Source organism: Myxococcus qinghaiensis, from assembly GCF_024198215.1.
In the GTDB taxonomy this organism is placed as follows: domain Bacteria; phylum Myxococcota; class Myxococcia; order Myxococcales; family Myxococcaceae; genus Myxococcus; species Myxococcus qinghaiensis.
The window spans coordinates 449,806-466,671 of sequence record NZ_JAKCFA010000004.1 but is presented as its reverse complement, the minus strand read 5'-3'; the positions used below and the strand labels follow the sequence as shown (position 1 = coordinate 466,671).

15 protein-coding genes and 1 pseudogene are annotated in these 16,866 nt (G+C 69.1%); 8 read left to right on the top strand and 8 right to left on the bottom strand.

Annotated elements, in window-relative coordinates; genetic code table 11:
• The first annotated feature begins 40 nt into the window (after window positions 1–40).
• The 5 genes from LZ199_RS09495 (at window position 41) to LZ199_RS09475 (ending at window position 5,355) form a co-directional block, all read left to right on the top strand.
• Window positions 41–1,681, top strand: coding sequence for a ribonuclease J (locus LZ199_RS09495; protein ID WP_253993318.1), 1,641 nt, complete (start codon window positions 41–43; stop codon window positions 1,679–1,681).
• Between the two features lie 24 nt (window positions 1,682–1,705).
• Entirely contained in the window at window positions 1,706–2,203 is a 498-nt protein-coding gene (locus tag LZ199_RS09490) for a YajQ family cyclic di-GMP-binding protein (protein ID WP_253993317.1), read from the top strand.
• Between the two features lie 8 nt (window positions 2,204–2,211).
• On the top strand, window positions 2,212–3,324 hold the full coding sequence (locus LZ199_RS09485; protein ID WP_253993316.1) for a DOMON domain-containing protein: 1,113 nt from the start codon (window positions 2,212–2,214) through the stop codon (window positions 3,322–3,324).
• Window positions 3,325–3,356: 32 nt separating this feature from the next.
• Window positions 3,357–4,754, top strand: a complete 1,398-nt coding sequence (gene rimO, locus LZ199_RS09480; protein WP_256568981.1) for a 30S ribosomal protein S12 methylthiotransferase RimO — start codon at window positions 3,357–3,359, stop codon at window positions 4,752–4,754.
• Window positions 4,755–4,884: 130 nt separating this feature from the next.
• Complete coding sequence (locus tag LZ199_RS09475; protein ID WP_253993314.1) at window positions 4,885–5,355, top strand: DUF5063 domain-containing protein; 471 nt, start codon at window positions 4,885–4,887, stop codon at window positions 5,353–5,355.
• A gap of 18 nt (window positions 5,356–5,373) precedes the next feature.
• Here the strand turns inward: LZ199_RS09475 and LZ199_RS09470 are convergent, their stop codons facing one another.
• The 6 genes from LZ199_RS09470 to rplU all read right to left on the bottom strand — a co-directional run bounded on the left by LZ199_RS09470 (window position 5,374) and on the right by rplU (window position 10,932).
• Complete coding sequence (locus LZ199_RS09470; protein ID WP_407667182.1) at window positions 5,374–6,990, bottom strand: hypothetical protein; 1,617 nt, start codon at window positions 6,988–6,990, stop codon at window positions 5,374–5,376.
• A 10-nt stretch (window positions 6,991–7,000) separates the two neighbouring features.
• A complete protein-coding gene (locus LZ199_RS09465; protein WP_253993312.1) occupies window positions 7,001–7,891 on the bottom strand; it encodes a LolA family protein in 891 nt (296 codons plus the stop codon).
• Between the two features lie 77 nt (window positions 7,892–7,968).
• Window positions 7,969–8,649 (bottom strand): TrmH family RNA methyltransferase, encoded by a 681-nt coding sequence (locus LZ199_RS09460; RefSeq protein ID WP_253993311.1) that lies wholly within the window; start codon window positions 8,647–8,649, stop codon window positions 7,969–7,971.
• A gap of 4 nt (window positions 8,650–8,653) precedes the next feature.
• Window positions 8,654–10,183, bottom strand: coding sequence for a GTPase ObgE (obgE, locus tag LZ199_RS09455; RefSeq protein ID WP_253993310.1), 1,530 nt, complete (start codon window positions 10,181–10,183; stop codon window positions 8,654–8,656).
• A 129-nt stretch (window positions 10,184–10,312) separates the two neighbouring features.
• Complete coding sequence (gene rpmA / locus LZ199_RS09450) at window positions 10,313–10,585, bottom strand: 50S ribosomal protein L27 (RefSeq protein ID WP_163868191.1); 273 nt, start codon at window positions 10,583–10,585, stop codon at window positions 10,313–10,315.
• Between the two features lie 38 nt (window positions 10,586–10,623).
• The gene (rplU, locus tag LZ199_RS09445) at window positions 10,624–10,932 is read right to left on the bottom strand and encodes a 50S ribosomal protein L21 (RefSeq protein WP_163868192.1); all 309 of its coding nucleotides are present in this window, start codon (window positions 10,930–10,932) and stop codon (window positions 10,624–10,626) included.
• Window positions 10,933–11,196: 264 nt separating this feature from the next.
• Here rplU and LZ199_RS09440 point away from each other — a divergent pair, with 264 nt between their 5' ends.
• Window positions 11,197–11,556: a hypothetical protein gene (locus LZ199_RS09440; protein ID WP_253993309.1), complete on the top strand. Its 360-nt coding sequence runs from the start codon at window positions 11,197–11,199 to the stop codon at window positions 11,554–11,556.
• 38 nt (window positions 11,557–11,594) lie between these two features.
• Here the strand turns inward: LZ199_RS09440 and LZ199_RS46940 are convergent, their stop codons facing one another.
• Together LZ199_RS46940 and LZ199_RS46935 are read right to left on the bottom strand one after the other, a co-directional pair.
• Window positions 11,595–13,034 (bottom strand): PilZ domain-containing protein, encoded by a 1,440-nt coding sequence (locus tag LZ199_RS46940; protein ID WP_253993410.1) that lies wholly within the window; start codon window positions 13,032–13,034, stop codon window positions 11,595–11,597.
• Window positions 13,035–13,595: 561 nt separating this feature from the next.
• Window positions 13,596–14,597 (bottom strand): annotated as a pseudogene (locus LZ199_RS46935) (serine/threonine-protein kinase); the annotation flags it as partial.
• A gap of 178 nt (window positions 14,598–14,775) precedes the next feature.
• Between LZ199_RS46935 and LZ199_RS09425 the strand changes: the two are divergent.
• A complete protein-coding gene (locus tag LZ199_RS09425; protein WP_253993308.1) occupies window positions 14,776–15,738 on the top strand; it encodes an isopenicillin N synthase family dioxygenase in 963 nt (320 codons plus the stop codon).
• Between the two features lie 62 nt (window positions 15,739–15,800).
• Window positions 15,801–16,865 carry a carbon-nitrogen hydrolase family protein gene (locus tag LZ199_RS09420; protein ID WP_253993307.1) on the top strand — a complete coding sequence of 355 codons (1,065 nt, stop codon included), beginning with the start codon at window positions 15,801–15,803 and terminating at the stop codon, window positions 16,863–16,865.
• The last annotated feature ends 1 nt before the right edge of the window (window position 16,866 follow it).

The following is a 16,866-nucleotide window of genomic DNA, read 5'->3' as shown; positions in this document are numbered from 1 at the left end:
TCCACCGCGCGAGACGGGGCGAGTCTTTAGACTCTCCCCAATGCTTCAAGTCATTCCCCTGGGCGGCCTGGGAGAAATCGGCCTCAACTCCCTGGTCATCGCCTGTCGCGGGGAGATGCTGCTCATCGACGCGGGCCTGATGTTCCCCTCGGAGGGGATGCCCGGGGTCGACATCATCATCCCCGACTTCACCCACCTGAAGCAGAACGCCGCCCAGCTCAAGGGCGTGGTGCTCACCCACGGCCACGAGGACCACCTGGGCGCGCTTCCCTACCTGCTCGGCGAGGTGAACGTCCCCGTCTACGGCACGCGCTTCACGCTGGCCATGGCGCGCCACCGGCTCAACGAGCTGGGCATCGAAGCGGACCTTCGCGAAATCGAGCCGCGCGAGCCCTTCGCCGTCGGCACCATGTTCAAGGTCGAGGCCAGCCGCGTGACGCACACCGTGCCGGACGCGGTGGGCTTCATCATCCGCACGCCCGAGGGCACCTTCATCCACACGGGTGACTTCAAGCTGGACCCCGACCCCATCGACGGGCTGCGCACGGACCTGGAGCGCTGGGGCGAGGCGGGCGAGGAAGGCGTGCTGTGCCTCCTGTCGGACTCCACCAACTCCGAAGTAACGGAGGAGACGGGCAGCGAGCGCGTCGTCGAGCAGACCTTCGAGCGCCTCTTCAAGGACGCCACCGGCCGCATCGTCGTCGCCCTCTTCTCCTCCAACCTGCACCGCGTGCGGCACCTCCTGGCCATCGCCGAGCGACTGGGCCGCAAGGTCGCGCTCCAGGGCCGCAGCATGGTGCGCAACGTGGAGATGGCGCGCGAGCTGGGCTACCTGGACGTGCCCGACTCGCTCTTCGTGCACCTGGACACGGTGCCGCAGCTGCCGCAGCAGCGCGTGCTGGTCCTCACCACCGGAGCCCAGGGCGAGCCGCGCGCGGGCCTGTCCCAGCTCGCCGCCGGTGACGGCCCGTTCAAGCTGGGCCCGGGAGACCTGGTCGTCCTCAGCTCCCGAGCCATCCCCGGCAACGAGCGCGGCGTGGGCGCCCTCATCGACCAGCTCCAATGGCGCGGCGCGCGCGTCGCCTACGCGCAGGTGGAGCCCGGCGTCCACGTGTCCGGCCACGCCAGCCGCCCCCAGCAGCAGCGCGTGCTGGAGCTGGTGAAGCCGCGCCACTTCATCCCCGTCCATGGCGAAGGCCGCCACCTCCACCGACATCTGGCCACCGCCCGGGAGTCGGGGATGGAGCCCGCGCAGTGCCTGCTGGCCCAGGACGGAGACATCGTCGGCTTCGAGGAGGGGCGCGGCCGCTTCACCGGCAGCGTGACCTCCGGGCGCATCTTCAAGGACCGCTTCGGAGGCGGGATGGTGACGGCGGACACACTCCATGAGCGGGTGCGCCTGTCGGAGACGGGCCTGGTGGCCGCCGTCATCGTGCTCCAGCGCGACACCCTGAAGCTGGTGGGGGGCCCGCAGCTCTCCGGACAGGGCCTGTCCCTGGACGAGCAGGTGATCCTCCCCCGGGTGGCCCAGGAGGCCCGGGCGCTCTTCGAGGAGCTGTCCATCCAGCTGCGGGGGGACGACGCCCTGGTGCGAGAGGAACTCACCCGGGTGGTCCGCCGTGCGTTCCGGCTGTACACCTCCAAGCGCCCCCTGGTGGTGCCCATGGTCGTCAGGGTGTAGGTATGTTAAGGGCCGCTGCTGCCCATGCCCTCGTTCGATGTCGTCTCGAAAATCGACCTCGCCGAGCTCGACAACGCGGTCAATCAGACCAAGAAGGAGCTCAGCACCCGCTATGACTTCCAGGGCGCCCAGGCGGACGTCCTCGTCGCTCCGGACCACACGGCCATCACCGTGAAGGCCAACAGCGAGGAGCGCGTCCAGGCCGCCAAGGAAGTGCTTCTGGTGAAGCTGGCCAAGCGGAACATCAGCCTGCGTGCGCTCGAGTACGGCGACATCGAGAAGACGGGGCTGCACAACGTGAAGCAGGTCATCAAGCTCCAGCAGGGCATCCCCGTGGAGAAGTCCAAGGAGCTGGTGAAGCTGCTGAAGGATTCGAAGATGAAGGTGCAGGGGTCCATCCAGGGCGACCAGCTCCGTGTCACCGGCAAGGTCAGGGATGACCTCCAGGCCGCCATCGCCCTGTTCCGTGGGGAGCAGGACCGACTGAAGCTGGACATGCAGTTCACCAACTTCCGCGATTGAAATAGCCCATGCGAGCCGCTGCTGCCCTGTCCCTCTGCTGGTTGTTCTGCGTTCCGGCCGTCGCCTCCGCCCAGGAAGAAGCGCCCCGTCCTTCACGGCCGGTGCCCAACATGACCAAGCCGCCGCGCTTCCAGGGAGGCCTCAAGGGCTTCACCTCGCCGCTGGCGCTCAAGTCCCTGGACACCGAGGGCGCCAGCGCGTCCTTCACCGCCAAGGTGGGCTTCCGCAAGGACACGCTCTACGTGGGCGTGGACGCCAAGGATGATCAGCTCCTCGCGGGCGACGTGCTCACGGTGTCCGTCTACTTCCCGGACACCGGTCCGCTGACGACGGGCTACACGTGGCGCTTCGGCTTCGACGGCAAGCGCGCGTCGGGCGCGGACAGCGGCACGCCGGAGTTCGCGCAGCAGAAGGTCAATGGCGCGGTGGAGCGCCGGGGCAACACGCTGTCGCTGGTGGCCGCGGTGCCCGTGCGCGCGCTGCCCCGCTTCCCGGCTCGGGACCCGATGGTGATGGACGTGTGCATCACCTACGAGGACCAGGACGGCGCGGGCACCAAGGCGGTGCCCGTCTCCAACTGCCAGAGCGGCACCATGGTGGGTGACGCGCTGAGACTGCCGGACGAGCCGCGCAAGGCGCTCAAGCTGAAGCCGCCGGAGCACGTCACCGCGCTGGAGCCCGCGGCCACGGGCTGGCTGGGCTGGGACCTGCTCAGCTATCCGGCCTGGGCTCAGGGTGATGAGGACCTGACGCCGGAGTCACTGCGCAAGCTGGTGGTGACGGACGCGCTGGAGGCCGCGTCGGTGAACGTGAACGTGCCTGACACGTTGAGCCTGCCGGACGGGCGACCGGTCGTTACGGTGCTCTCTGGGAAGAATCCCTATGCCGTCGCGGGTCAATGTGACGCCGAGAAGGAGCTTCGACTGGGGTTCTACATCGTGACGGGGAAGACGGCGGCTCGAGTGCTCGAGTGGCCGGCTGCTACGTGCGCCCTGGGGCGAGCCTCCTCGGTGGAGTTGGATGAAGAGGACGGGTTGACCATCCGTTACTCGAACGGCGCGACCATGAACTTTGCCTGGAGTGGTGACCACTTCACGCGAACCGAGCTTGGAAATAGGTAGACGCGGTGGAACCAACCAAGAACCTGTACATGATGACCCTCGGCTGCCCGAAGAACCGGGTGGACTCCGAGGTGATGCTCGGCACGCTGAAGCACCGCGGCTACACGCTGGTGCAGGAAGCGTCCGAGGCCCAGGTCATCGTCGTCAACACCTGTGCCTTCATCGGTCCCGCCAAGCAGGAGTCGGTGGACTCCATCCTGGAGATGGCCGAGCTGAAGAAGTCGGGCAGCTGCAGCACCCTGGTGGTGACGGGGTGTCTGTCGCAGCGCTACGGCGAGGAGCTCGCGAAGGAGATGCCGGAGGTGGACCACTTCCTGGGCACCAGCGCCTACGCCCAGATTGGCGACCTGCTGGCGGCCGAGGCGTCTCCGCGTCAGGTGATTCCGGACCCTGACTACATCCACGACTCGAATACGCCGCGCATCAACTCGATGCCGAAGTACACCGCGTACCTCAAGGTGTCCGAGGGCTGCGACAACGCCTGCGCGTTCTGCATCATCCCCACGCTGCGCGGTGGACAGCGCTCGCGGCCCATCGACGACATCATGATCGAGGCCCGGCGGCTGGCGGACAGCGGCGTGCAGGAGCTGAATCTTGTCGCGCAGGACCTGACGGCGTACGGGCATGACCTGCCGGGCCGGCCGAAGCTGCACGACCTGCTCAAGGCCCTGGTGCAGGTGGACGTGAAGTGGATTCGGCTGCACTACGCCTACCCGCGTGTGTTCCCGGACGAGCTCATCGACGTGATGGCGTCGGAGCCGAAGATTGCCCGCTACCTGGACATGCCGGTGCAGCACGTCAGCGACAAGCTGCTCCTGTCGATGAAGCGTGGCCGCAACTCGGAGTTCCTCAAGGGGCTCCTGACGAAGCTGCGCGAGCGCGTGCCGGGGCTGGTGATGCGCACCTCGCTCATCGTCGGTCTGCCGGGCGAGACGGAAGAGGACTTCGAGATGTTGAAGGAGTTCGTGAAGACGCAGCGCTTCGAGCGCCTGGGCGTCTTCCAGTACTCCGACGAGGAAGGCACGGCGGCGTTCGATTTGCCGGACAAGGTGCCGCAGAAGACCATCGAGCGCCGGTGGCGCGAGGTGATGGCCATCCAGAAGCGCATCAACCGCGAGCAGAACAAGAAGCTCGTCGGCAAGCGGCTGGAGGTGCTGGTGGAAGGCCCCGCGCCGGAGACGGAGCACCTGCTCGTGGGTCGGCACCAGGGACAGGCGCCGGACATCGACGGGCTCGTCTACATCAACGACGGCCTGGCGTACCCGGGTGAGCTGGTCACCGTGGAGGTGACGGAGGCGCACGACTACGACCTGGTGGCTCGCGTGGTGGAGCGCCCGGACCCGAAGCAGCGTCAGCACACCGCGCGTGACGCGCACCCGGCGCCGATTTCGCTGGTGCCCGCGCCTCGGCCGGTGACTCGGCTGGAGTAGGGGTTCTTCCCGGGCCGCCGCCCGTGTGTCTTGAGCGCGGCCCGGGAGTTCGTGCCTGTCGAGCTGAGCCCAGGCACATTCGCCGCGCGAAGCTCACGCGCCGTTCCCCCCGTATCTGGGAGAAGCGCCCGTGACACGCGACGAGATTCTGGGAGCCATGACGAGCTTCCTCTCGGTGATTGAGCGCTCCCTGCGCCCCGAGCACCGAGAGGTGGTGCTTAGAGAGGCGCTCGACCGGCTCGCACTGGCCTCGCACTTCGCTGAAGCGCCCCTCGACGGGAGGAGTGCATCGTGGAGCCCACCCCACCCCGCTGACGACAGCCTACGCGCGCGTATCGCGCCGCTCTTCCCCGGGCTCGGCTACTACAACGTCGCGAGTGAGCTTGCCGAGCGCGTGGGTGAATCACCGCTCGTGGTGGGTGATGCGCTCGATGACCTCGTCGATATCGTGAAGGACATCCAAGCCGTCGTCACCTGTTGGGAGACTGCCGGCGAAGCCGAAGCTCTCTGGCTCTTCCGCTTCGGCTTCACGTCGCACTGGGGAACGCACCTGCGCTCACTTCAACTGTACCTGCACGCGCGCGCCCACGGTTTGTCGTGACCAGACGGAGCGAGGCTCTCAACTCGGGTCGTCGGGCTCCAGTTCGCGCTCTTCACGCGGTGGCTCGCGAGAAGGTGCCTTGCGGGACGGCGCGCCGACACCTTCGCCCAGGGGCGTGGGCTGGCACTCGCACACCGTGCGGCGCGAGGACGTCTCCGTGACGAAGGCGCATGCCGTGGGGCACTCAGGCTGACTGCCCTCCTCGAAGAGCGCGAGGGTGAAGCCTTGCGCCTGAACGAGCGCTGCGTGGCACATGGGCAAGGCTTGCGCGAGCGACGACCAGGGCAGGCGGTGCTGAGTCGTGAGGCCGCGACTGGTGGCCGGGAAGCTCAGGCCGATTCCGCATCCGGACTCCAACCGCTGGCCGTCCGCGCCCACTGGCTCCAGATGCAGGCGCCCGCCTTCAGGCAGGTCTCGGAACACCGCGCCGACCACGGAGATGCCGCCCTCGGGTTCCTTGCGCACGTGCAGGCCGTAGCAGGCCTCTTCGCTGAAGACGCCGTGTGCGTCGGTGCACTGTTGTCGCCTCGCGACGGGACTCGAAGTCGCCGGGGGTGCCGCCGGCTCCGACGAGAGTCGAGGTGGAGTCATGGTGTCACCCGAGGACTTCGCTGCGGAGTCTACCGTCGCGGTGAGCGTTGCTGGGGCGACTGACGAAGGCGCAGCAACATCGGACCTCACCGCCCCCTCGGGCTGTGGCGACTCCACTTTGCCCACCGCCGGCTCCTCCACCGCACGGACTCGAGGACGCCGCAGCACCAGCACCCCACCCTTCGCATCCAGCGTCGCGGTGAAGCGTCCCCACACGTCCGGCCCCAGCCGCCCCAGGCTGCTCGGCGAGTCCCAGCGTCCCGCGGCCTCCACCACGAGCGGCCGCGCGCCCACGCCCTCCGCCACGTCCATCGAATCCACCGCGAAGGTGCGCGGCGGCAGGTGCGCTGCCGTCTCCAGCGGCTGGAGCCCCTGCGCCTCGGCGGGCGCCACCGCGATGCGAGAGAAGGGCTCTCTCGTGGCGAGCACGAAGGGCCCGGTGAGCTCCGCCTCTCCCTGAGTCACCCGCACCGCCAACAGCGGCCAGTCGCCCACCGGCTCGCGACTCAGCTCCACGCGGTGCACCTCCCGCGCGGCATCCGAGGCCACCTCCGCCGCCGGCTGCGCCTCACGCGAACGCGACGCGGTGAACGTCACCTCTCGCCGCAACGGGTCCACCGTGAGCGCATACGGCTCCAGCACGTCCGAGCCCAGCGTCACCGAGCAAGGCTTCTCCCCGGACAGCCCCGCCGAGCGCAGCGGCACCGACGCCCCACCCACCGTGAGCACGGGCAGCGGCACCACCGGCCAGGCCCTGAAGCCCCCCGCGATTTCGGGCGCGCGCACGGTGCCTTCGGGGACAGGCGCGCCTCCGTCGAAGCACGCCTGGGACACCATCGACAGGGGCCGCGCCACGTCCAGCACCACCGGGACGACCCGCGTCCCCAGCTTCCCCGCGACGGTGAGGCGCAGAGCTGGCGACGCCAGAAGCGGCAGCGTCCTCCCGGTCAGTCCCTCGGAACGTGAAGGGCCGGACGCCACCTCTCGGTGACACCCGGCCCCCACCACACTCAAACCCACCCAGAGCAGGAACGCGCCGCGCACGGCGGGCAGGTTACTGCTTCTTCTGCTTGGTGAAGTCATCCACGCGAGTGTCGTCCGGCACATCCATCTTGAAGCTGTCCGCGGAGATGCCCACGTTCGTCTTCAGGTCCAGGAAGGAGATGGCGTTCTCGCTGCCGTCCGGATCCACCACCGTGCTCTTCAGCACCTGCGCCGTCGCGGGGTCCACCTCCAGCCGCACCTGCTTGAAGCGGGGCTCCACCTTCAACGGATCCAACACCAGCAACGTGCCCTTGCAGTCCTTGCAGGCACCCTTGGTGATGGCGAACTCGTCCGCGAGCTTCCCCTGCCCGAAGAGGAACGTCACCGAGGCGGAGAGCTGGCTGGTGTCCATGCTCGCCACCGTGAGCGACTGGGCCGGCGGGTCGTACATGTACACTTTGTTGCCGGCCAGCACGAAGGTGCGCACGGAGGGCTTCTGGTACTCCCACCGCATCAGCCCGGGCTTCTTGTAGGTGACGACACCCTCGGACGTCTGCGTGCGCTTGAAGGTCTTGTACTTGTAGTCCTGCCGGAAGCCCGCCTTGAAGTCGCCGGTCTTCTCGTAGAAGGCCTGCATCCGGTCCACCAGCGTCTTCACCTCGGGCGTCATCGGCGGAGCCGTCTTCACCACCGGCTTCGCGTCCGGCGCGCTCGCCTGGGGCGCCGTGGCGGCCGGCTTGCCCGTCTCGGCGGCGGGCGGCTTCGCGGTGGGAGCGGGAGTCACCGGATTCACGCCCTGGGCAGCGGGAGCCTTCGTCGCGCCCGTGGGAGGCGTCACCAGCGGCTTTCCAGCGCCCGCCGGAGCCCCTTGGGCCACCAGGACGGGCTGCGCGGGGACGGCCTGCGCGGCGGGCACGGCTTGCGAGGACAGGAGCGTGGCGAGCAGGGTTTCCAGGAACATGGCGTGCGTCTCCAGGAGGCCAGGTAGGCCCACGGCGTCCATCTAACCCATCCCGACGCCCCCCGGGGGGCCGGCATTCATGGCTGCTTCTTGAACAGCCGCTTCCTCTGTTTGATGGCCAGCACGTAGAAGCGCTCACGCAGCGCCTGCGCCTCTTCCGGCGGCAGGTCTCCGGAGCCCCCCGCCAGGTGCTCATCCCGCCAGGCAATCGCCCGGCTGACACAGGCCGAGGCGGCGGCGGAGATGTTGAGGCTCTGGCTGAAGCCTCGCATCGGAATCCAGAACGTTCCGTCCACGGCGTTGAGCACGTCGTCGCTCACCCCGTAGCGCTCGTTGCCGAGGACGATGGCCACCTTCTCGTCGAAGCGCAGCGTGTACAGGCTCGTCGCGCCGTCGCGGATCGCCGAGGCATACACCTTGAAGCCCCGCGACTTCAGGTGCTCCCGACACTCGGCGAAGGACTTGTAGAGCTTCACGTCCAGCCACTTGTCGCAGCCCTGAGCCACCCTCGAGTTCGGCAGGAAGGGTGCCTCCGGGTTGATGACGACGTGGACTTCCTGGACCCCCATGGACTCGCAGGTGCGAAGCACCGCGGCCATGTTGAAGCTGTCCTCCAGCCGGTCCAGGACCACCACGAAGTTGCGCGTACGCTGGCTGACGACGCGGTCGATCTTCTCCTTGCGCACATCGAGAAGGAACTGCTCCGGGTCCAACTTGTCCTTCTCGACGCGCTCGTACCGAGGACCGCCGCCAGCCATCGTCTCAGCCCCTTCCGCCTGACTTGCGCGACGCGGGCTTCTTCACGGCCTTGGACCGCCGGGCCGCCGTGCCCTTCTTCGCCAGGACCTTCGCCGGCGCCTTCTTCGCGGCAGCGGCCTTCTTCGCCGGAGCCTTCTTCGCGGCAGCGGCCTTCTTCGTCGCGGCGCCCTTCTTCACGCCCACCGACTTCTTCGCCACGGCGGCCCGCTTCGCGGGAGCCTTCTTCGCGGCCACTGACTTCTTCGCGCCCGCGGCCTTCTTCGCCGGAGCCTTCGTCGCCGCCTTCGCCACCGCGGCCTGCTTCACCAGAGTCGTCTTCACATGAGCTCCCTTCGCACTGCCTTGCTTCGTGGGAGCACTCTTCACAGCAGCGCCCTTCGCCCGCCCCAGCTTCGCGGCGGTCGCCTTCACCACGGCGGCGGCGCCCTCGGAGAGGGCCTCGCGCACCTTGGCGATCGCGGCCTTGGCCACGGACTTCTTGCTCGCGCCCTTTGCTCGGGGCGGAGCCTCGACGTGCAGCTTCTCGGTACGGCCCGTGAACAGCACCTCCGCCACCGAGTCCATCAGCGCCGGCATGCCCTCACCCGTCACGCAGGACACCGGATACACGCGGATGCCGCGCTCACGCAGCGCCTCGCGGAAGGTGTCCAGACGGGCCTGCGCATCCGGCAGGTCCAGCTTGTTGGCGGCGACCACCTGCGGCCGGCTCGCCAGCTCCGTGCTGTACTTCGCCAGCTCGCGGTTGAGCACGTCGAAGTCGTGCAGCGGCTCGCGGCCCTCGCCCTCCGCCCCCATGTCGATGAGGTGGATCAACACCTTGCACCGCTCGACGTGGCGCAGGAACTGGTGCCCCAGGCCCACGCCCTCGCTGGCGCCCTCGATGATGCCGGGGATGTCCGCCATCACGAACGACAGGTCGTCCTTGTACTGGACCATGCCCAGGTTGGGGACCAGCGTGGTGAAGGGGTAGTCGGCGATCTTCGGCCGGGCCCGGCTCACCCGCGAGATGAACGTGCTCTTGCCCGCGTTGGGGAAGCCCAACAGGCCCACGTCCGCCAGCAGCTTCAGCTCCAGCCGCAGCGTGACTTCATCGCCCTTCGTCCCGTCCTGGGCGAAGCGCGGCGTCTGCCGCGTGGACGTCGCGAAGTTCATGTTGCCCAACCCGCCCCGCCCGCCCTTCGCCGCCACCCAGCGCTGGCCCGGCTCGCTCAGGTCCACCAGCAGCTCTTCGGTGTGGTGGTCCTTGACCAGCGTGCCCACCGGCACGCGGAGGATCATGTCATCGGCCGCGCGACCGTTGCAGTCGCTGCCCATGCCGTGCTCGCCGTTCTTGGCGCGGTGGTGCTGCTGATAGCGGTAGTCCAGCAGGGTGGTGAGCTGCGGGTCTCCCACGAAGATGACCGAGCCGCCGTTGCCGCCGTCACCCCCATTGGGGCCACCGCGCTCGATGAACTTCTCACGCCGGAAGGACACGGCGCCGTTACCGCCATCGCCCGCCTTCACGAAGATGCGGACCTCATCGACGAACTTCATGAAAGCGTCTCCTGAAAAACGCAGAGCGGGCCGCCTCGCGTCCTGGGCGCCGGAAAGGGCGCGTGGACTGGAGAAGCGACCCGCTCGTGGATGCCTCGCGGCGACCGGCCCTGTGAGGCCGGGTTACCGTCAGGCGCTGGCCTGCTCGGCGGCCGGATAGACCGAGACCTTCTTGCGGTCGCGGCCCAGGCGCTCGTACTTCACGACGCCGTCCACCACCGAATAGAGGGTGAAGTCACGACCGAGCTTCACGTTCTCGCCCGCGTGGATGACCGTGCCGACCTGGCGAACCAGGATGCTGCCAGCCGAGACTTCCTGGCCGCCGTACACCTTCACGCCGCGGTACTGCGGGTTGGAATCGCGACCGTTTCGCGAAGAACCCTGTCCCTTTTTATGGGCCATGACACCTTGCTCCTGAAGTTGAGGTGAAACCGTCCGGACTAGCCGGAGATGGAGGTGACCTTCACCTCGGTATACGGCTGGCGATGGCCACGGCGACGGGTCCAGCCCTCCTTCTCCTTGCGGAAGTGGAGGACGCGGCGGTGCTTGTCCTGCGCGAGCACCTTGCCCACGACGCGAGCGCCGGAGACCGTGGGACGGCCCACCTTGGGGCTATCCGTGCCGCCCAGCAGCAGGACATCGGTAAAGGACACCTCGGCTCCGATGTCGCCGGCGATCTTCTCGATCCGGAGGACATCGCCCTCGGCGACGCGGTACTGCTTTCCGCCCGTGCGAATCACTGCGTACATCGTCTAACCCCTGTCAGCTTCGGGTTGGGTCAACCCGTGGAATCGGCCGCGCATTTCGGACGGACGGACCGCCCTTGTGGCGCAAAGGACGGCCGGATTTACGGGAGATGCCCTGGGGAGTCAAGACGGTTGCTGGATCATCTCGTCCGGCAGTCCAGATTGCCCCCGGGAAAGAGCGAACCTACCTGATGGTCCGGCCAGGGCAAGCCCGGCCGATCAGCGCTCTACCAACAAAACCGTCTGTTCCCCGGGGGGAATTCCACAATGAAGAAATTCATGTTCGGCCTGATGGCCGCCGTCACCCTTTTGTTCGGCGCCGGCTGCGGCGGAAACGCCTGCGATGACCTGGAGGACGCGAACAAGGCGCTCAATGAGAAGGTGGAGGCCTGTGGCACCGACACGGGGGGCGAGGACGAGGACGTGTTCAACAAGAGCGTCTGCGAGGACGCGCTGGATGCCTGCTCGGACAGCGACAAGGACCGGCTGAGCGACCTGGCGGACTGCATCCAGGACCTGCCGGACTGCCAGGTGGGCAACGAAGTGGACTGGATTGACCAGTTCAGCGAGTGCTTCAACCGCACCGAGGGCATCAGCGCCGCCTGCGCCGCGGCCGCTGGCGGGTAGTCACCCACCTCTTCTGTTTCACCGGGCCCGGCTTTCCCTCAGGAAGGTCGGGCCCTGTCGCTGGTGCGCTCCGTGGCGCCGCGAGCATCCAGGGCGCGTCGGACGGTGCGGTAGCGGTGATGGAGGCTCGACTCCAGCGGGTCCAGCGCCAGGCCGCGCTCGTAGGTCTCCAGGGCACGCATCAGTTGGCCTTCCCTCTCCAGCGCGGAGCCGGAGAGATAGTGCACACGCGCCATCCCCGCGGACTGGGGCCTGCGCGCGAGGAACTCCCGCCGGAGCGAATCGAGCTGCTCGGACGTCAGCCCCGCCTCCAGGCACCGGGCGACGCCTCGGTGGTTGCCCCGCCAGGCGTCGTACAGCGCACGCTGCGTCACCGTGCCCAGGACCTCTCCGGCCTCGTGCAGCCGGCCGAGCACGGAGTCGAGCAGGAGGCGCTGCGAGGGGGACAGGGGCCGCTGGCGCAGCGACTCCAGGGTGCCGCGGGCCTCGCGGGTGCGGGCGCGCAGGGCGCCCATGTCCAGGTCGGGAGGCACGGCCAGCACCGCGTAGTGGTCGCCCGACAGTCGCGTCCGGTAGGCCTCCAGCACCTGGGCTGCGTCCGCGTCGTCCGCCATGGGCACGAGCGGAGGCGGAGGACGGCGACCCGGGCCTGCGCGCAGGAGCGCGTCCACGGAGGCCTTGAGCGCCAGGCTGGCCTCGACGAACTGGACGCCGAACCCCGTGGCCATGCCCCAGACCCGGGCCTGCTCTTCCGGCACGTGACGGACGACCTCGCAGACGACGGAGTGAGGACCGGAGTCCAGCTCCAGCACCATGGGCAGGCGCGCGAAGAGCGGCGGGAGCACCCCCTCGCTGCGGAGGAACAGCCCGCCGCGCGACAGGTCCGAGCCCGTCAGCCACACCGGAGTCTCTCCGGGACGCAGCACCACGCGCACCGGCAGCTCCACCGTGGGAGGCCGCGCGGAGGGCGTCTCATCACCGAGGAGAGCTCCCACGCGCACGGCGGCTTCGTGACTCGAGTTCACCGCTGACGCGGGAGGAGTTCCCGGGCCGCTGGGAGCACCTTCGCGGCTCGCGGCGTCCACCGGCACAGGCGGAGTTCCCCTTCCAATTCCGACGGTCACGCCTGGAGCGCCCTCACGACTCACGACGCCCACCGGCACAGGAGGAGTCCCCCGTCCGATGGGCAGGGCCGAAACACCTTCATGACTCACGTTCGCCACAGGCGAGGGCGGAGTTCCCCGTCCGACGGGCAGGACCGGAACAGCTTCATGACTCACGCTCGCCACAGGCGCGGGCGGAGTCCCCCGTCCGACGGGCTTGGCAGAAGCGTCCTCGCGACTCGCGCTCCCCACCGGCACGGGCGGGGGCCCTCGACCAACTTTCACGCCCGGAACACCTTCTCGACTCGCGGCGCCCACGGGTGCAGGCGGAGTCTCCCGGCCAATGGGAGCGCCCGCGCGATTCGCGTCCCCCATCCGCGCAGGCGGAGTCCCTTGGCCGACGGGCGCGCTCGGAGCACCCTCGCGGCTCGCGACTCCTACTGGAGCGGGCGGAGTTCCTCGGCCAACGGGCGCGCTCGGAGCACCCTCACGACTCGCGACTCCTACTGGAGCGGGCGGAGTTCCTCGGCCAACGGGCGCGCTCGGAGCACCCTCGCGGCTCGCATTCATCACCGGCGCGGGCGGAGTTCCTCGGCCAGCGAACACAGCCGGAACACCTTCTCGGCTCGCGTTCATCACCGGCGCGGGCGGAGTTCCCCGACCGACGGGCGTGCCCGGAGCGCCCTCGCGACTCGCCACACCCACCGGGCCAGGAGGAGGCCCCCGGCCAACGGGCACACCTTCACGACTCGCGCCCCCCACGGGCATGAGCATCGGAGGCACCAGTGGCTGCGGAGCCACCGGACCATTCCGAGCAGGCGATGCGGCCCATCCCGGAGCCACAGGCCCTGGCGCCGGAGACCAGGGCGCGACGAGGTCCTCCGCCACCACGACTTCCGGAGCCGCCACCGGAGGCACGGTCCTCACCGGCACGGAAGGACGCGCCGGCTTCGTCCGCGCACGAGCCTCTTCCGCCAGCGCTCCCTCCAGGGCCGCGCGCAGGACGGCCGCCGTCGCGTACCGCTCCTCGGGAGCCTTGGCCAGGGTCCTCAGGATGACCCGCTCCAGCGCCATGGGGACCGCCGCATGCACCGAGCGAGGCGGCGGTGGCGCCCGCATCTGGTGGGCCACGAGCTGCGCCGTCAGCCCCTCGTCCCCGAAGGGCAGGCGCCCGGTGACGAGCTGATACGCGATGACTCCCAGCGCGTACAGGTCCGCGCGTCCGTCCACGCGGCGACTCAGCGACTGCTCCGGCGCCATGTACTCGGGCGTGCCCACGATGATGCCGGCGTGGGTCTGCGGCATGCTCGCGTCCGCCAGCTTCGCGATGCCGAAGTCGAGGACCTTCACGAAGGGCGTGCCCCGCCCGCGCCGCACCAGGAACACGTTGTCGGGCTTGAGGTCGCGGTGGACGATTCCACTCAAGTGCGCGGCCTGGAGCGCGTCGCACACCTGCGAGAGCACCGACACCACCGCGGGCGCGGGCAGCGGCGTCCCCACCCAGGCGGACAGTGGCGCGCCGTCCAGGTACTCCATGATGAGGTACGGCCGGGGCGGCCCCGCGTTCAGGTCGAAGATGCTGACGATGTTCTCGTGGCCAATGACATTGACGGCCCGAGCCTCCGCGTGAAAGCGCTGCACCAGCTCCGGGTACATCGCCAGGTGCTCGTGCAGGACCTTCACCGCCACCCGACTGCCGATGGACACGTGCTCGCCCAGGTACACCGTGCCCATGCCGCCGCGCCCCAGCCGGCGCACCAGTCGGAAGCTGCCCAGACGAGCGCCCACCAGCGGGTCTGCTTCCTCGCTCGCCACGGGGCACCTCGGCTTGGGCGCCGGCCCCTCTCCTTCCGCGCGAACCAGCGTCGAGCAAGACGTCGCCGACCCATGTCGCTGGCCGCACGCCTCGCACGCATCACCGCTGCTCACCTCGGCCATGCCAGTCCCCCAGGCCTGCCCGGCTAATCTGGACATTCGCGTCCCGCGCTGACCACTGGCGGCCCGCGAGGATGTCGGCTGGTGGGAGGCAAGCCAGCGCCGCGGTACATGAAGACGGTCCGCCGGCCGACGCTGACGATGCCGACAATCCATCACGCTCGATTAGAGTGCGCGACCCATGTCCGGAACCTCACGCCGCATCCCCCTCCTCGACCTGTCCCACTACCGAAGCGGCACACCCACCGAGCGCGCTCGTTTCGTCCAAATCTTCGGTGAAGGGCTGAGGGAGTTCGGCTTCGTCTCCATCGTCGGCCATGGCATCGACGACGCGCTCATCCGCCGCACCTACTCGGACGTGGAGCGACTGTTCCAGCTCCCCGAGGACGTGAAGACGCGCTACGCGGTGCCGGAGCTGGCGGGCCAGCGCGGCTACACCGGCTTCGGCAAGGAGCACGCGAAGGACCGCAAGGTGGGGGACCTGAAGGAGTTCTGGCACGTGGGCCGCGAGCTTCCCGCCGGCCACCCGTACCTGAAGGACTACGGCGCCAACGTGTGGCCCGGAGAGGTGCCCTCCTTCCGCGAGAACACCCTGGCGCTCTTCCGCGAGCTGGATGGCGCCGCCGGCGTCATGCTCCAGGCCCTGGCGGAGTTCTTCGGCGTGGCGCGCACGACGTTCAGCGACATGGCCACGGACGGCAACTCGGTGCTGCGCCTCATCCACTATCCGCCGCTGCGCGAGCGCTTCATCCCCGGGGGCGTCCGCGCCGCCGAGCACGAGGACATCAACCTCATCACCCTGCTGTGCGAGGGCACCGCGTCCGGCCTGGAGCTGCTCACGCGCGACGGCGAGTGGCTGCCGGTGGACACGCTGCGCGGGCAGATTGTCGTGGACTCCGGCGACATGCTCAGCCGGGTGACGAACGAGGTCATCCCCGCCACCACGCACCGGGTGGTGAATCCGAAGAGCACGGACGACGACACCGTCCGCTACTCCCTGCCCTTCTTCGTGCACCCCTCCTCGGACTGCGTGCTCAAGCCGTTGCCCTGCACCGAGACGCCGGACAATCCGGCCCGCCACGCGCCCATCACCGCGGGCGCCTTCCTGCAACAGCGTCTGCGGGAGAACGGCCTCTTGAAGTAGGCGCACGCTTCCGCCCGGTGGACGGCGCAAGCTCGCGCCCCACCGGATGCCCCGGCCTTTTCGTGAACGACGCCCTGCCTCCCACCCACGTCGAGCTGTTCGCCCTCCAGCCCCGTGTCTCGCTGGAGGACTACGCGTCCCCCGCCTCGTTCACCGCGAAGCACCGCGCGCTCGCGGAGCGAATCCACGGCCTGCGTGCCCGCGACACCTCGGGCAACCCCCTTCACCCCGCCCTCGCGGTGTGGCCGGAGCTGGTGGGCGCGCCCCTGGGGATGATGGGCCACCTGCCCCAGGTGCGACGCCACTCCACGACCCGAGGCGCCATGCGGCGCGTGGCGCTGGCCGAATGGGGCCCCATGTGGCGCGCCTGGAGAGACCTCCAGCCCCCGACGCGGGAAGAGTGCCTCTACGCCGCGCTCGCCTCCCGAGTACACCGGGTGATGCACGAGACGTTCTCCGGCATCGCCCGGGACTTCGGCCTGTGGGTGGTGGCGGGCAGCGCGTTGCTCCCGGACAACCGACGAAGACTCGGCGCCCCGGACTTCGAGCCCCGAGGCGCACGCACGTACAACACCGGCCACACCTTCAACCCCGAGGGCCACTGCGTGGCGGTGACACGCAAGGTGAACCTGGTGCCAGGACGCGAGGATGTGCTGCACCTGAGCCCCGGACGTCCCGAGGACCTGACGGTGCTCGCCACGCCCTTCGGCCGACTGGGAACGCTGCTGGGCTACGACGCCTTCCGAAAGCCCCACACCGCGAAGGAGCCCTGGTTCGTGCCCTGCGCGCAGTACCTGGACGCCTTGAGGGCGGACATCCTCGCCCACCCGTCCGCCAACCCGTGGCCGTGGGACGCACCGTGGCCCTTCGAGTCGACGGGAGCGAGCCCGCGCACGGGGAGCGAGCACTGGTTCGAAGAGGGCCTGCCCTCCCAGCTCCCCACGATGCGCCGCGTCCGCTACACCGTGACGGCCCAGCTCGTGGGAGACCTGCTCGACAACCACTTCGAGGCACCCTCGCTCATCCTCGAACGAACGGATGAGGGACGGCCACGGGTGCTCGCCCGCTCGGAGAACCCACGGGACGAGGACGTGCTCCACGTCATCGTGCCCGCGTGCACCGCGTAGC

What these genes read in the sequence shown, in the direction of transcription:
- rplU (WP_163868192.1), bottom strand. Translation starts at nt 10,932, where the DNA reads ATGTACGCAGTGATTCGCACGGGCGGAAAGCAGTACCGCGTCGCCGAG.
- LZ199_RS09465 (WP_253993312.1), bottom strand. Translation starts at nt 7,891, where the DNA reads ATGTTCCTGGAAACCCTGCTCGCCACGCTCCTGTCCTCGCAAGCCGTG.
- LZ199_RS09490 (WP_253993317.1), top strand. Translation starts at nt 1,706, where the DNA reads ATGCCCTCGTTCGATGTCGTCTCGAAAATCGACCTCGCCGAGCTCGAC.
- rpmA (WP_163868191.1), bottom strand. Translation starts at nt 10,585, where the DNA reads ATGGCCCATAAAAAGGGACAGGGTTCTTCGCGAAACGGTCGCGATTCC.
- rimO (WP_256568981.1), top strand. Translation starts at nt 3,357, where the DNA reads ATGACCCTCGGCTGCCCGAAGAACCGGGTGGACTCCGAGGTGATGCTC.
- LZ199_RS09460 (WP_253993311.1), bottom strand. Translation starts at nt 8,649, where the DNA reads ATGGCTGGCGGCGGTCCTCGGTACGAGCGCGTCGAGAAGGACAAGTTG.
- LZ199_RS09425 (WP_253993308.1), top strand. Translation starts at nt 14,776, where the DNA reads ATGTCCGGAACCTCACGCCGCATCCCCCTCCTCGACCTGTCCCACTAC.
- LZ199_RS09440 (WP_253993309.1), top strand. Translation starts at nt 11,197, where the DNA reads ATGAAGAAATTCATGTTCGGCCTGATGGCCGCCGTCACCCTTTTGTTC.
- LZ199_RS46940 (WP_253993410.1), bottom strand. Translation starts at nt 13,034, where the DNA reads ATGGGGGACGCGAATCGCGCGGGCGCTCCCATTGGCCGGGAGACTCCG.
- obgE (WP_253993310.1), bottom strand. Translation starts at nt 10,183, where the DNA reads ATGAAGTTCGTCGATGAGGTCCGCATCTTCGTGAAGGCGGGCGATGGC.
- LZ199_RS09485 (WP_253993316.1), top strand. Translation starts at nt 2,212, where the DNA reads ATGCGAGCCGCTGCTGCCCTGTCCCTCTGCTGGTTGTTCTGCGTTCCG.
- LZ199_RS09495 (WP_253993318.1), top strand. Translation starts at nt 41, where the DNA reads ATGCTTCAAGTCATTCCCCTGGGCGGCCTGGGAGAAATCGGCCTCAAC.